This window comes from Nonomuraea sp. NPDC049504 (assembly GCF_040676845.1).
Lineage (GTDB): Bacteria > Actinomycetota > Actinomycetes > Streptosporangiales > Streptosporangiaceae > Nonomuraea > Nonomuraea salmonea.
The window spans coordinates 79,284-92,655 of record NZ_JBFAPT010000020.1 but is presented as its reverse complement, the minus strand read 5'-3'; the positions used below and the strand labels follow the sequence as shown (position 1 = coordinate 92,655).

Below are 13,372 nucleotides of genomic sequence, written 5' to 3'. Positions count from 1 at the left end.
CACTGCTCTTGACGATTGGCGCTCTTTTGAGAGAGCATTGCTCTCGTAAGAGAACGCCGCCCCAGGAGGCCCCCCGATGTCGTCCCTCGCTAAAAGCGCCAACATGCTCCTGATGTTCCTCCTGGAGATGGGGGTGCTGTTCTCCGCCGGTTACTGGGGCTTCACCCTGAGCCCTAACTGGGGCGTGAAGCTCCTCGCCGGGCTCGGCGCGCCCGCGCTGTTCATCGCCGCGTGGGCGTTGTTCGGGGCGGGCGGCGGCGAGAACGCCGTCTACCCGCTGACCGGCCTGGCCCGCGCCGCGCTGGAGATCCTCTGGTTCGGCGGCGGCGCCCTGGCGCTCTACGCCTCGGGCCTGGTCACCCCGGCGCTCGTCTTCTTCGCGCTCTTCGTCGTCAACGCGGTTCTCCGCCTCATCTGGAACGAGGTCTGATCATGGGCAAGCACGTCGTCGTGGGCTCCGGCCAGGTCGGTACGCACCTGGCGAGGAAGCTCCTCTCGCGCGGCCACGAGGTCGTGGTCGTGACCCGCTCGGGCCGCGGCCCCGACGGGGCCGTCAAGGTGGCCGCCGACGTGGCCGACAAGGCCAGGCTCACCGAGCTCACCGAGGGCGCCGACGTCCTCTACAACTGCGTCAACCCCCGCTACGACCGCTGGCCGGTCGACTGGCCGCCGATGGCCGCCGCGTTCCTGGCCGCCGCCGAGGCCACCGGCGCCGTCTACGTGCTGCTCGGCAACCTCTACCCGTACGGGCCCGTCACCGGCCCCATGACCGAGGACCTGCCGCTCGCCTCCACCGACCCCAAGTTCCGGGTGCGGACCAAGATGTGGCAGGACGCGCTGGCCGCGCACGAGGCGGGCCGCATCAGGGCCACCGAGGTCCGCGCGTCCGACTTCTTCGGGCCCGGCGCCACCGACCAGTCCTACCTGGGCGACCGGTTCCTCAAGCCGCTGCGCGCGGGCAGGACGATCCCGCTGGTGTGGCCGGCCGACGTGCCGCACACGTGGTCGTACCTGCCGGACGTGGCGGAGGCGCTGATCACGGCCGGCGCGGACGAGCGGGCCTGGGGCCGCCCCTGGCACGTGCCGAGCGGGGAGCCGCTGACCTTCCGGCAGGTGGGGGAGCGCATGGCCGCGCTGCTCGGCCGGCCCGCGCCGCGCATGTTCCAGATCCCGTGGCCGGTGATCAGGGCGGCCGGGCCGTTCTCGTACATGATCGGCGAGCTGGCGCACGTCCGCTACCAGTTCACCGAGCCGTTCGTGATGGACTCGTCGGCCTTCCAGCGGGCGTTCGGCGTCGCGCCTACCCCGATCGACGAGGCGCTCAAGGCTACGCTCGACGCGTGAAGATTGCCATGATCGGGCTGGGCGACATCGCGGAGAAGGCCTACCTGCCCGTGCTCGCCGCGCAGCCCGCACTCGACCTGCACCTGTGCACCCGCAACCAGGCCCGCCTCGACCGGCTCGGCGACGCCTACCGCATCGCCGCCCGCTACACCGGCGTAGATGAGGTGATCAAGGCGGGGGTGCGGGCGGCGTTCGTGCACGCGGCCACCGAGGCGCACCCGGGGATCGTCGAGCCGCTGCTCGCGGCCGGGGTGCACGTCTACGTGGACAAGCCCATCGCCTACACGCTGGCCGACGCGGAGCGCCTGGTCCGGCTGGCCAGGGACGAGGACAGGTCACTCATGGTGGGCTTCAACCGGCGTCACGCCCCTGGCTACGCCGAGCTGGTCGCCCATCCGCGCCGCCTGGTGCTGATGGAGAAGAACCGGCTCAACCATCCCGACACGCCGCGCCGGGCGATCTTCGACGACTTCATCCACGTGGCCGACACGCTCAGGTTCCTCGCACCCGGCCAGGTCACCGACACCACGATCAGGACCCGCGTCCACGACGGGCTCATCGAGCACATCGTGCTCGAGCTGTCCGGCGACGGCTTCACCGCCATCGGCGTCATGAACAGGATGAGCGGCGCCAGCGAGGAGACTTGTGAGGTCATGGGCGACGGCACCAAGCGGCGGGTGGTCAACCTGGGCGACGTGATCGACTACGAGGGCGGCGAGCGGCTCGTCCGCAGGCCCGACTGGGTGCCGGTGGCCAGGCAGCGCGGCATCGAGCAGATCTGCCTGGAGTTCCTGGCCGCCGTACGCGAGGAGCGCCGCATCGACGCGGGCGACGCGCTGGCCACCCACGCCCTCTGCGAGCGGATCGTCGAGCACGCCGGCTGATCAGTGGGGCCGCGCGAGCATCGTCTCGTCGGCCCTGGCGAACATGCGGCCGAACACCTTGCCGCCCAGCCGGGTCAGCACGGTGTAGCCCTCGGCGTCGCGCAGCGGGCTCGATGACGACACCACGCCCGCGATCGCGCCGCCGTACAGCGCGGGGCCGCCGCTGCCGCCCGCTGTGGCGTGGCAGTTGTGGGTCACCATCAGCCCTGGGCCCTTGCGCACGGCCTCGACGGTGTCGCCGACGCACCGGTACAGCGTCGTGCCGGGGTAGCCCTTGCCCGCCGGGTAGCCGAGCAGTTCGAGGCCGCGCAGTTCGGTGCCGCGCGCGGTGGGCATCGCCTTCAGCCCGCGCCCGGTGACGGCCTCCAGCGGGCGCTTGCGGCGGGCGACGCCGACCAGCCCCACGTCGTACGGCAGCAGGTCCGGCGAGTACGGCCGCGAGCGCCACCTGGCCGGCACCCACGTGCGCACGACCGGCCAGACGCCCAGCTTCGGCCGCCCCCGGTCGAAGCCCGGCAGGAACGCGAGGTGTTCGAGCAGCCGCCCGTCGCGGTAGAGGCAGTGCGCCGCCGTCAGCACCAGGCTGCGGCTGCGCGAGCCGATCACCGTCCCCCCGCACAACACGTCGGTCTTGGCGACGGGGTCGCGGCCGAGCAGCACCCCCGTCAGCCGCCGCGCCCCCGTGTAGGGGCGCGGGACCGGCGCGTAGCCCAGGCGGTCACCGTCGGGGGTGAGGACGCTGGAAGCGGGAACGTCGCGTTGGGACACCTCGGTGACGGCGGCTGGATCGAGCAGGACCAGGGACAGCACCAACCTGAGCACCCTCACACCCTATGGGGAAGATGATCAGTGCCCTGACCTGCGACATCAATGTTTACCCTAACTTGTGTACGCGGAACCCAGGGCCCGCAGCCTTGCGTGCACGTCCTCGTGGACGGAGGCCCGGCCGAGGTACGCCTTGGGCAGTTTGGCGACCATCGTGTAGTTGGTGTCGCAGACGTTCCCGACCGGCGCCTGCCCGGCCTGGCTGACGAGCTGGTAGGCGTCGAGCGTGTCGAGCCCGGTCAGCTCGGAGGTCCAGGTGACGAGGTCGTGCTGGCTGATGCGGTAGGCGTCCTCCAGCGGCCGGGCCGAGCCGGTGGACATCAGGTGCCGGTCGTCTTCCAGCCGCGGCCACGGCGTGGAGACGCCCTTGATCAGCTCGACCGCGACCACGGTGTTCATGGCCGACTCCACGGCGGTGCCGCACACCTCGCCGTGCCCCTGCAGGCCGTGGCCGTCGCCGACGGAGAACAGCCCGCCCTCCACGTTGACGCCGAGGTAGACGGTGACGCCCGCGCGCAGCTCGGGGGTGTCCATGTTGCCGCCGTGCGCGTCGGGGGTGATCGACATGCGGACCTCGTTCGCGCCCGGCGCCACGCCGACCGTGCCGTGCATGGGGTCGAGCGGCAGGTCCACGCTGAAGTCGCTGTTGCGGGCGTGGTAGACGGCCACGTTCCGCTCCAGGTCGATGTCGTAGCGCCAGACCCGCTCCTCCAGCGGCGGGTGCAGCATGGCCGTGGTGTGGGTCGCGGTCAGCGCGCCGAAGTGGGGGAACGTGGTGGAGACCGCCCAGTCCCTGGCCGGGGTGATCGAGACGAAGTGCAGCGCCAGCGTGTCGCCCGGCTCGGCGCCCTCGACGTGGAAGGGGCCTGTCACGGGGTTGAGGTAGGGGAACTCGCACACCTGGGACGGCAGGTCGTCCACGGTACGCACCCGGCCGCCGAAGCAGTCCTCGGTGTAGATCTCCAGGATCGTGCCCGGCCGTACCTTGCCGACGGCCGCGCGCCCCCCGAAGGTGTAGCTCAGCTCTTCCGGCGAGGGGTGGTAGGAGACGACGTTCACTTGACCTCCGTGGGAAGTTCGGGCCGGCGTCCCACCACGTAGGAGACGCCGATGACGACCAGGCCGATCGCGAGCCAGACGCCGCCGACCCACTGCGCGGCGACGTTCTGGTTGATGACGACGGCCACCAGCACCGCGAAGCCGATCGCGGGCGCGACGAGGTGCGCCCAGATGTTCCGGCTGCGCTTCTTGATCATGTAGTGGACGACCACGGCGACGTGGAGCATCAGGAACGCGCTCATCGCACCGAAGTTGACCAGGGAGGCGAGCTCCCCGATGCCATTGTCGCGCAGGCTCATGAAGACGCCGAGCGTGACCGACACGGCGGCGACGGCGAACGTCGCGTTGACCGGCACCCTGTGCTTGGGATGCACCTTCGCCAGGAAGGCGGGCAGCTGCCGGTCGCGGGCCATCGCGAACAGCAGCCGCGAGGTGGCGGCCTGGGCGACCAGCGAGTTGGCGAAGCCCCAGGCGATGGCGGTGGCGACGGCGGTGAGCACGGACAGCCAGGGCCCGCCGGCGAAGGCCGCCGTGTCGTAGAAGGCGTTGCCGGTGAGGTCGCCTTCGGCGATCAGCTGTTCCCTGTTCGGGGTGAGCAGGGCGGCCACCCACGTCTGCACCACGAACAGCACCGCGGCCACGCCCAGCGCGGCGACCATGGAACGGCCGAGCCTGCGCGCGTCCTCGCGGTTCTCCTCGGCGAGCGTCGAGATGCCGTCGAAGCCGAGGAACGACAGCACCGCCACCGACGCCGCGGCGAACACGACGGTCCAGGTGAAGGAGGAGGAGTCGAAGAGCGGGGTGAGCGCGCCCGCCTGCGCCTTGCCCTGGGCCAGCGCGACGCCGCCGACCACCAGGAAGATCGCCAGCACGGCCAGCTCGGCGACCAGCATGATCCGGGTGATCCTGGCCGTCATCTGGATGCCCAGGTAGTTGACGACGGTGTTGAGCAGCACGAACGCCACCAGCCACGCCCAGACGGGGACGGCCGGGACGAACGAGTTCATCGCCGTGCTCGCCACCAGATACAGCAGCGAGGGCACGAGCACGTAGTCCAGGAGGATCGCCCAGCCGGCGAAGAAGCCGACGGGGGCCGCGATGCCGCGCCCCGCGTAGGTGTAGACCGAGCCTGCCATCGGGAACGCCCTGGCCATCTGCGCGTACGACAGCGCGGTGAACGCCATCGCCACGAGCCCGATGACGTACGCCAGCGCCACCATGCCGTGCGAGATGGAGAAGACGTTGCCGAAGATGCCGAAGGGCGCGATCGGCACCATGAAGATCAGGCCATAGATCATCAGGTCGGCGAAACCCAGGGAACGCTGGAGTTCCTGGCGGTAGCCGAACTGCTCGACTGTGCTCATGCACGGCTCCTAGCTGCTAAGGGGGCGATTGGCACCTTAGAGCCAAAGCTTTCTACTGAAAAGATTTCTCCAGAAAGAAATCAAGGCCGTCGGCCCTGCCGAGGTGGACGGGGTGGCGCACCTGGTGGTCGAGCAGCGTCAGCGTGCCCCGCGCGCTGGTGATCGTGGTGCCGTCGGCCACCGCGTCCAGCGCGGGCACCGCCAGCGAGCCGGCCCGCGCGCACAGCGCCGCCAGCATTGCCACCGCCTCGTAGCAGCCGTGGCCGTGCGCGTTGAGCAGCGGCGCGTCCGCGCCGAACCGGGCCGCGTAGCGCTCGGCGAAGCCCTGACCGGCCTCCGTGGGCAGGTTGCGGAAGTAGCCCATCGAGGCGTACAGGCCGCCCGTGACGTCGCCGCCGATGCCCAGCAGGCCGTGCTCCTCCAGCGCCCCGCACAGCCGCACCGCGCTCAGCCCCGCCGCCGCGTACGCCCGGTTGAAGGCCACCAGGTCGCTGCCGATCAGCGTCAGCAGGATCGCGTCAGGCCGGGCGCCCGCCACCCGGTCCAGCCAGTGCACCGCCTGTCCGTACGCGACGAGGCTCTCGCCCACCACCGTGGCGCCCGCCGCGCGCAGCCGCCCGCGCGCCCTGGCGTGCACCAGGCGCGGCCAGATGTAGTCGTTGCCCAGCAGGTACCAGCGGCGGGCGTGGGAGGCGGTCAGCCGATCGATGCCGGGGACGAGCTGCCTGTCGGGGGTCTCGCCCAGGAAGTAGACGCCCGGCGCGCGGCCGCCGCCCTCGTACGGAGGCGCGTACACGAACGGCACCCGCCCCGCGATCGCCGCCACCACCGCCACCCGCACGTCGCTGGCGTGCGCCCCGGCCACGGCGGAGATCGTGCCGGACCGTACGAGACCGGCCACCTCGTCCGCGACCTGCGGCGCGGGCCGCCCACCGTCGATGAGCACCAGCTCGACCGGCCGGCCCAGCATGCCGCCCCTGCCGTTGATCTCCTCGGCGGCCAGCACCGCGCAGTTGATCGCGCAGGGGCCCATCAGGCCGAGCACCCCCGACACGGGGACGACCAGCGCGATCCTGATCGCGTCGGAGGGGAGGAGCCGCGCTTCGAGAGGATCGACCGTCGCCGCCACGCCGACGAGTATCCTCCTCTACAACCCCCCGACGAAAGGACCCCTTCGATGACCACTCATGGGCTCGGGTCCTCACTCGCCTACCTGCTGAGCCGTGCGGAGCGCAGCGTCAACCGGGGGCTCGCGGCGGCGCTCGCCGGCGAGGGGGTCACCGTCGAGCAGTGGCGCATCATGCGGGCGCTGGCCGACGGGCGGGGCGAGTCGATGGGCGAGCTGGCCGAGGCGGTGCTGATGCCGCACCCCACGCTGACCAAGGCCGTCGACCGGCTCATCGACCGCGCGCTGGTCTATCGCGGCCCGGCCAAGGGCGACCGGCGGCGGGTGGCGGTGTTCGTCTCAGGGCGGGGGGCCGAGCTGCTGGCCCGCATCGACGGCGCCGTGGCCGAGCAGCAGGGGCTGATCGCGCTGGCGTTCGGCGCCGAGCGCACCGAGCAGCTCATGCGTGATTTGGAGAGCCTGGTCGCCGCCCTCGACCACGCCGAGCTGAAGGCCTGAGCAGGCAGGCGGGCCGCCGGCCGGGCCTTGAGCTCGCAGAACGCCGCCGCCCCGGGACCGCCCCGGCCCCCGGGACCGCCCCGGCTCCCCGGACCGTCTCGGCCCCTCGGACCGTCTCGGCCCCCCGGCCGCCTGAGGGCGTCAGCTGCCCTCGCGTTTCTTGGCGGAGTCAGCCCAGATGATCGCCACCACGCCGGCCGCCGCCACCCCCAGATAGCCCGGCAGCGGCAGGTCCACGAGCCGATGCAGGAAGCCCCAGTTGCTGTCGAACCACATCCGCCCGGCGAACCCGGCGAGCCCCTGGATGATGGCGATCACGCCGACGATGTTGACGATTCCTCTCATGTGTCAAGGCTCGCAACACGAGGCCCGCCCCGGCATCGAACCTTGGGCGGGCCTCCTGCTACTAAAGTCGCGCGCTCACGGGTAGAGGCCGCGCATCCGGTGCGCCTCGGCCACCCGGCTCACGCCGATGACGTGCGCCGCCTGCCTGAGCGTCAGCCCGCGCTCGGCGGCCAGCGCCGTCACCTCGTCGAAGGCGTTCAGCATCAGCTCGCGCAGCTTGAGCTCGATCTCGCCCGAGCTCCACGAGCACGCCTGCAGGTTCTGCACCCACTCCAGGTACGACACGATCACCCCGCCGGCGTTGGCGAGGATGTCCGGCACGACCGTGGTGCCGTTGGCCGCGAGTATCGCGTCGGCCTCGGGCGTGGTGGGGCCGTTGGCGCCCTCCACGACCAGGCGGGCGCGGATCCTGGGCGCGTTGGCCTCGGTGATGGCGCCTTCGAGCGCGGCCGGGACGAGCACGTCCACGTCCAGCTCGAACAGGTCGTCGTGGGCCATCGCGTCGGCCTGGGCGTACCCGCGCACGCCGCCGCTCTCGGCGACCCACGCGCGCAGCGCGGCGACGTCGATCCCGCGCCCGTCGTGGACGGCGCCGGTGATGTCGGAGACCGCCACGACCTTGCAGCCGGCGTCGGCGAGGTATTGGGCGGCGAGCGCGCCCACCTTGCCGAAGCCCTGCACGGCCACGGTCACGCCCTCGGGCGAGCGGCCGAGCGCGGCCAGCGCCGCGATCTGCACGCCGCGCGAGGTCGCGCCGCCGCGGCCGAGCGAGCCGCCCAGCGTCATGGGCTTGCCGGTGACCACCCCTGGCACCGAGTAGCCCGCGTTGACGCTGTAGGTGTCCATGATCCAGGCCATGGTCTGCTCGTCGGTGCCGACGTCGGGGGCCGGGATGTCCTTCTCCGGGCCGATCAGCGGCAGGATCTCGTTGACGTAGCGGCGGGTGAGCCGCTCCAGCTCGCGGGTGGTGAGCCCGGTCGGGTCCACGGCCACGCCGCCTTTGGCGCCGCCGTACGGGATGCCGACCAGTGCGCACTTCCACGTCATCCACATGGCGAGTGCGGTGACCTCGTGGATGTCGGTCGCCGGATGAAAGCGGATGCCGCCCTTGGCGGGCCCGCGCGAGACGTTGTGCTGGACCCGGAAGCCCTGGACGACGTCCAGGCTGCCGTCCTCGCGCCGCACGGGGACCGAGACGGTCAGCGAGCGGCGGGGCGTGGCCAGCATCGTGCGGAGCCCGTCGTCCAGGCCGAGGTGCGCGGCGGCCCGGTCGAGCTGGTGCAGGGCGGAGTCGAGGGCTTGACGGCCCGGGGTGATCAGGGCCGGCGTCGTTGACGGCACCATGATGCTCATGGAAGAAATTCCTCCTGTTATGTACGCCCTATAGCGGGAAAAGGCGCCATTGCCATTCCCTTTGGGCGTTGTTGTTACGATCATCCTAGAGCGGGTGGTTTGACCTTGCCTAGTTGTCGATGAGATCCAGGCCGGTGATCAGGATGCCGCGGTCGTGCCACTCTGGCAGGCTTACGAGCGCAGAGTGTGCCGAAACGTCGAATCGGGGGGTGACATGACCGCACTCGTGGTGGGGCCGATGCTCAGATACGTCGACTCCGTCAGCGCCTCGATCTGGGTGGAGACCGCCGAACCCTGCACGGTCGCCATCGAGGCGGACGGCAGGACTTACCGGTCGCCTACCTTCACCGTGCACGGTCACCACTACGCGATCGTGGATCTCGTTGAGTTGTCCCAGGATATCGCGTCGTACACGGTCAGTTGCGACGGGGAGCAGGTATGGCCACCGGCGGGTCGGCCGCCGAGCCGCATCCGGCTGCTGCCCGACGAGGGGGTGCGGCGGCTGGCGTTCGGCTCGTGCCGCACCAGCGTGCCCCACGACGCCTTCCACGTGCGTACGCACGGTGACGACGTGCTGCGCGCCTACGGCGAGCACCTCGCCCAGGCCGGCGAGGACGAGTGGCCCGATCTGCTGCTGCTCCTCGGCGACCAGGTCTACGCCGACAGCCCGTCGCCCGACATGCTGGCCTTCATCCGCTCCCGCAGGGACGACACCGAGCCCCAGGGGGAGATCGCCGACTTCGAGGAGTACGCCGAGCTCTACCGCCAGGCGTGGACCGAGACCGAGATCCGCTGGCTGCTGTCCACCGTGCCGACGGCGATGATCTTCGACGACCACGACCTGCGCGACGACTGGAACACCTCCCAGCCCTGGCGCGAGCAGATGGCCAAGACGCCGTGGTGGCAGCGCCGGGTCGTCGCCGGCCTCGGCGCCTACTGGGTCTACCAGCACCTCGGCAACCTCTCCCCGGCTGAGCGCGCCGAGGACCCGCTGCTGGCCAAGCTGATGGCCGGTGACGGGGGAGCGGCGCTCGACGCGTTCGCCGAGAAGGCCGACGCCGAGCCCGGCAGCAACCGCTGGAGCTACGCCCGCGACCTCGGCACCGCCCGGCTGATCATGGTCGACACCCGGTGCGCCAGGCAGCTCACCCCCGGCGACCGGCGCATGCTCGACGCCGAGGAGTGGGCTTGGCTGGAGGAGGAGGTGCGCAAGCCCGCCGAGCGGCTCATCATCGGCTCGTCGATCCCGTTCCTGCTGCCCGAGGGCGTCCACGGCGTCCAGAACTGGAACGAGGCCCTGGCAGACGGCAAGTGGGGGCCGCTCGTCCGCCGCTGGTCCGAGACGATCAGGCAGGCCATCGACCTGGAGCACTGGGCGGCCTTCCGCCGCTCGTTCGAGGACCTCGCCAAGCTGCTCATCGCGCTCGGCAAGCCGGCCTACATCCTGTCGGGCGACGTCCACTACTCCTACCTCGCCAAGGCCGACCGCGGGCAGGTCTTCCAGCTGGTCTGCTCGCCCATCCGCAACCCGCTCAGCCGGATGCTGCGCTGGGCCAACGTCTTCACCCAGTTCTCCGTCGCCACCCTGGTCGGCAGCCTGCTGGCGCGCCTGGCCGGCGTCCCCCGCCCGCCGTTCCGCTGGCGCATCACCAAGGGCCCCTGGTTCCAGAACGCGCTGGCCACGCTCGACCTGCCGAACACGGTCACCTGGTACGGCTCCACCGGCGAGGTCGTCGCACCCATCGAGACCACCGAGCTGCGCTGACTCTAAGCTCGTCCGCATGCTTGCTGATCCCTATGCCCCTGCCGTGCCGTTCTATGACCTCTTCCACGAGGACGGCCACGTGCCGGCGATCCGTGAGTCGCTGCCCCCGCTGCTCGCCGGAGTGCGGCGTGGCGTCATCGAGATCGGCGCGGGCACCGGCCTGATCACCGAGGTCATCGCCCGTGCCACGCCGGGTGAGATCTACGCCGTCGAGCCGTCGCCCGGCATGCGCTCGGTGCTGGTCAACCGGCTGGCCCACGACCCCGAGCTGCTGCGCCGGGTGACCGTGCTGCCGTGCGGCGGGCTGGACGTCAAGGTGGACGAGCCCGCCGAGGCGGTCGTGATGATCTCGGTGCTGCAGAGCTTCACCGCCGCCGAGCGGCCCGAGCTGTGGCGGGTGCTGGCCGGGCAGCTGGACAGGGACGGGCGGCTGGTGTTCAACTGGCGTGACCGCGACCTGCCCAGGCCGGAGGCCGAGCCGGGAGTCATGGGGTCGTACATCGTGGGGCGGCACACGTACGAGGTGGCCGGGCAGGTGCTCGACGTCACCGGTGACAGCGTCACCTCGCGCTTCCGCTACCGGGTCAGGCAGGGCGACCTGCTCCTCAGCGAGGACGAGGTGGTGAGCACCGCCCACCGGCCGGCCGGTGCGGTGCTGGCGGCCGAGCTGAAGGAGGCGGGCTTCGTCCAGGACGACGCCCCCGACGGCATGCAGGTGTGGCGCGCCTCCTGAGCGCGCGTGAGGGCCGGAGGCGTGGCCTCCGGCCCCCGCGTCACCTGCTCTGGAGCTCGTAGACGGCGTCCACGAGCTGGTCGAGCGCCCAGTGGAGGTCATCCTCCGCGACCACGATGGGCGGGGCCAGCCGGATCGTGGAGCCGTGGGTGTCCTTGGCCAGCACGCCGCGCTTCAGCAGCGCCTTCGACACCTCGCGCCCGGTGCCGACGTCGGGGTGGATGTCCACGCCCGCCCACAGCCCGCGCCCGCGCACCTCGATCACCGCGCCGTGGCCCACCAGCTCGCGCAGCCGGCCGAGCATCAGCTCGCCCAGCTTGGCGGCCCTGGCCTGGAACTCGCCGGTGTTGAGTATCTCGATCACGGCGTTGGCGACCGCGCAGGCCAGCGGGTTGCCGCCGAACGTGGAGCCGTGCTGGCCCGGATGGATGACGCCGAGCACGTCGCGGTTGGCCGCGATGGCCGACACCGGCACCACGCCGCCGCCTAGCGCCTTGCCCATGACGTAGATGTCGGGCACGACGCCCTCGTGGTCGCAGGCGAACGTGTGGCCGGTGCGCCCGAGCCCCGACTGGATCTCGTCGGCGATCAGCAGCACGCCCTCGGCCGAGCACAGCTCCCGCAGCTCGGTCAGGTAGCCGTCCGGCGGCACCAGCACCCCGGCCTCGCCCTGGATCGGCTCGACCAGCACGGCCACCGTCGCCGCGTCCATGGCCTCGCGGACCGCCTCGGCGGAGCCGTACGGGACGATGCGGAAGCCCGGCGTGTACGGGCCGAAGCCGTCGTGCGCGTCGGGATCGGTGGAGAAGCTGATGATCGTCGTCGTACGGCCGTGGAAGTTGCCGTCCATGACGATGATGTTGGCCTGGCCGGGCTCGACGCCCTTGACCTCGTAACCCCACTTGCGGGCCACCTTGATCGCGGTCTCGACGGCCTCGGCGCCGGTGTTCATGGGCAGGACCATGTCCTTGCCCGTCAGGTCGCCGAGCCCGGCGCAGAACTGCGCGAACTGGTCGTGGTAGAAGGCGCGGCTGGTCAGCGTGAGCCGCTCTAGCTGCTCGCGCGCCGCCTCGATGATCTTCGGGTGGCGGTGGCCGAAGTTCAGCGACGAGTAGCCGGACAGGCAGTCGAGGTAACGCTTGCCCTCGACGTCGGTGACCCACGCGCCGTCGGCCTCGTGGATGACGACGGGAAGTGGATGGTAGTTGTGCGCGCTGCGGCGCTCGCTTATCTCGATCAGCTCTGCGCTGGTGATCATGTCAGTTGTCCCCCCTGATCTCCAGTGTGCAGCACTTGGGGCCGCCACCCGCCTTGCGCAGCTCCGACAGGTCGACCGGGATCACCTCGTACCCGCGCCGCTTGAGTTCCAGCTGCAGGTCGGTCGCCTCGGCGTTGATGACCACGTTCGTGCCGTCGCTGACCGCGTTGAGGCCGAGCACCTCGGCGTCCTGCGCGGTCGCGAGCACCGCGTCGGGGAACATGCGGCGCAGCACCGCGAGGCTCCCGGGCGAGAACGCCTCGGGGTAGTAGGCCACGTTGTGCCCGTCGAGCGGGAACAGCGCCGTGTCCAGGTGGTAGAAGCGCGGGTCCACCAGCGTCAGCGAGACGACCGGCCGGCCGAGGTACTCCTGCGCCTCCTGGTGGGCCACCACGTCCGTGCGGAAGCCGGTGCCGGCCAGGATGACCTCGTCGAGGGTGAGGAAGTCGCCCTCGCCCTCGTTGACGTGCGCCGGCTCCATCACCGGGTAGCCGCGCTCGGCGAACCAGCGCAGGTAGGCGGGCCCCTCCGCGGCGCGCTGCGGGTAGGCGAAGCGGGCGCCGTAGACGCGGCCGCCCGCGACCAGCGCGCCGTTCGCGGCGAAGACCATGTCGGGCAGGCCGTCGATCGGCTCGATCAGGCTCACCTCGTGCCCGAGCTCCTCGTACGCCGACTTCAAGCCCTCCCACTGCCGGACCGCGATGTCACGGTCGGCGCCCGCCTCGGGATGCATCCACGGGTTGATGGCGTACTCGACCGCGAAGTAGTACGGGCGGCACATGAGGAAGTGTTTGGGCATGCAACGCTCCATCGGCTCT

14 protein-coding genes are annotated in these 13,372 nt (G+C 71.2%); 6 read left to right on the top strand and 8 right to left on the bottom strand.

Features of this window, described 5'->3' with window-relative positions; all coding sequences use genetic code 11:
* Nucleotides 1–76 precede the first annotated feature (76 nt).
* From AB0K28_RS32935 to AB0K28_RS32925, 3 genes are read left to right on the top strand one after another with little or no spacing between them, the layout of a single operon-like run.
* Nucleotides 77–430 carry a YrdB family protein gene (locus AB0K28_RS32935; RefSeq protein ID WP_364377661.1) on the top strand — a complete coding sequence of 118 codons (354 nt, stop codon included), beginning with the start codon at nt 77–79 and terminating at the stop codon, nt 428–430.
* 2 nt (nt 431–432) lie between these two features.
* Complete coding sequence (locus AB0K28_RS32930) at nt 433–1,344, top strand: NAD-dependent epimerase/dehydratase family protein (RefSeq protein WP_345399215.1); 912 nt, start codon at nt 433–435, stop codon at nt 1,342–1,344.
* Nucleotides 1,341–2,228, top strand: coding sequence for a Gfo/Idh/MocA family oxidoreductase (locus tag AB0K28_RS32925; RefSeq protein ID WP_364377659.1), 888 nt, complete (start codon nt 1,341–1,343; stop codon nt 2,226–2,228). Before AB0K28_RS32930 ends, AB0K28_RS32925 begins: the two co-directional genes overlap by 4 nt.
* Here AB0K28_RS32925 and AB0K28_RS32920 read toward each other — a convergent pair whose 3' ends face one another.
* Genes AB0K28_RS32920 through AB0K28_RS32905 form a run of 4 tightly spaced genes read right to left on the bottom strand, consistent with a single transcriptional unit; the run spans nt 2,229 to nt 6,605 of the window.
* Nucleotides 2,229–3,050, bottom strand: a complete 822-nt coding sequence (locus AB0K28_RS32920; RefSeq protein ID WP_364377657.1) for a trypsin-like serine protease — start codon at nt 3,048–3,050, stop codon at nt 2,229–2,231.
* 57 nt (nt 3,051–3,107) lie between these two features.
* Nucleotides 3,108–4,112: an acetamidase/formamidase family protein gene (locus AB0K28_RS32915; protein WP_364377655.1), complete on the bottom strand. Its 1,005-nt coding sequence runs from the start codon at nt 4,110–4,112 to the stop codon at nt 3,108–3,110.
* A complete protein-coding gene (locus tag AB0K28_RS32910; RefSeq protein ID WP_364377653.1) occupies nt 4,109–5,476 on the bottom strand; it encodes an APC family permease in 1,368 nt (455 codons plus the stop codon). Before AB0K28_RS32910 ends, AB0K28_RS32915 begins: the two co-directional genes overlap by 4 nt.
* Nucleotides 5,477–5,528: 52 nt before the next feature.
* Nucleotides 5,529–6,605 carry a substrate-binding domain-containing protein gene (locus AB0K28_RS32905; RefSeq protein ID WP_364377651.1) on the bottom strand — a complete coding sequence of 359 codons (1,077 nt, stop codon included), beginning with the start codon at nt 6,603–6,605 and terminating at the stop codon, nt 5,529–5,531.
* A 48-nt stretch (nt 6,606–6,653) separates the two neighbouring features.
* Between AB0K28_RS32905 and AB0K28_RS32900 the strand changes: the two genes are divergently transcribed.
* Nucleotides 6,654–7,100 carry a MarR family transcriptional regulator gene (locus tag AB0K28_RS32900; protein WP_345399239.1) on the top strand — a complete coding sequence of 149 codons (447 nt, stop codon included), beginning with the start codon at nt 6,654–6,656 and terminating at the stop codon, nt 7,098–7,100.
* A gap of 141 nt (nt 7,101–7,241) precedes the next feature.
* Here the strand turns inward: AB0K28_RS32900 and AB0K28_RS32895 are convergent, their stop codons facing one another.
* Nucleotides 7,242–7,445, bottom strand: coding sequence for a hypothetical protein (locus AB0K28_RS32895; RefSeq protein ID WP_364377649.1), 204 nt, complete (start codon nt 7,443–7,445; stop codon nt 7,242–7,244).
* Nucleotides 7,446–7,520: 75 nt separating this feature from the next.
* Nucleotides 7,521–8,798, bottom strand: coding sequence for a Glu/Leu/Phe/Val dehydrogenase (locus tag AB0K28_RS32890; protein WP_364377647.1), 1,278 nt, complete (start codon nt 8,796–8,798; stop codon nt 7,521–7,523).
* Nucleotides 8,799–9,012: 214 nt separating this feature from the next.
* Between AB0K28_RS32890 and AB0K28_RS32885 the strand changes: the two genes are divergently transcribed.
* Entirely contained in the window at nt 9,013–10,563 is a 1,551-nt protein-coding gene (locus tag AB0K28_RS32885) for an alkaline phosphatase D family protein (RefSeq protein WP_364377645.1), read from the top strand.
* Between the two features lie 16 nt (nt 10,564–10,579).
* Nucleotides 10,580–11,296 carry a class I SAM-dependent methyltransferase gene (locus tag AB0K28_RS32880; RefSeq protein ID WP_364377643.1) on the top strand — a complete coding sequence of 239 codons (717 nt, stop codon included), beginning with the start codon at nt 10,580–10,582 and terminating at the stop codon, nt 11,294–11,296.
* Nucleotides 11,297–11,336: 40 nt separating this feature from the next.
* Here AB0K28_RS32880 and rocD read toward each other — a convergent pair whose 3' ends face one another.
* Nucleotides 11,337–12,554: an ornithine--oxo-acid transaminase gene (rocD, locus tag AB0K28_RS32875; protein ID WP_345399254.1), complete on the bottom strand. Its 1,218-nt coding sequence runs from the start codon at nt 12,552–12,554 to the stop codon at nt 11,337–11,339.
* A 1-nt stretch (nt 12,555) separates the two neighbouring features.
* Nucleotides 12,556–13,353 (bottom strand): dimethylargininase, encoded by a 798-nt coding sequence (gene ddaH, locus AB0K28_RS32870; RefSeq protein WP_364377640.1) that lies wholly within the window; start codon nt 13,351–13,353, stop codon nt 12,556–12,558.
* Nucleotides 13,354–13,372: the final 19 nt, after the last annotated feature.

Bases quoted from the DNA above. Each gene is read 5' to 3' on its own strand.
- AB0K28_RS32935 (WP_364377661.1), top strand. From the start codon at position 77: ATGTCGTCCCTCGCTAAAAGCGCCAACATGCTCCTGATGTTCCTCCTG.
- AB0K28_RS32930 (WP_345399215.1), top strand. From the start codon at position 433: ATGGGCAAGCACGTCGTCGTGGGCTCCGGCCAGGTCGGTACGCACCTG.
- AB0K28_RS32910 (WP_364377653.1), bottom strand. From the start codon at position 5,476: ATGAGCACAGTCGAGCAGTTCGGCTACCGCCAGGAACTCCAGCGTTCC.
- AB0K28_RS32900 (WP_345399239.1), top strand. From the start codon at position 6,654: ATGACCACTCATGGGCTCGGGTCCTCACTCGCCTACCTGCTGAGCCGT.
- AB0K28_RS32895 (WP_364377649.1), bottom strand. From the start codon at position 7,445: ATGAGAGGAATCGTCAACATCGTCGGCGTGATCGCCATCATCCAGGGG.
- AB0K28_RS32890 (WP_364377647.1), bottom strand. From the start codon at position 8,798: ATGAGCATCATGGTGCCGTCAACGACGCCGGCCCTGATCACCCCGGGC.
- AB0K28_RS32885 (WP_364377645.1), top strand. From the start codon at position 9,013: ATGACCGCACTCGTGGTGGGGCCGATGCTCAGATACGTCGACTCCGTC.
- AB0K28_RS32880 (WP_364377643.1), top strand. From the start codon at position 10,580: ATGCTTGCTGATCCCTATGCCCCTGCCGTGCCGTTCTATGACCTCTTC.
- rocD (WP_345399254.1), bottom strand. From the start codon at position 12,554: ATGATCACCAGCGCAGAGCTGATCGAGATAAGCGAGCGCCGCAGCGCG.
- ddaH (WP_364377640.1), bottom strand. From the start codon at position 13,353: ATGCCCAAACACTTCCTCATGTGCCGCCCGTACTACTTCGCGGTCGAG.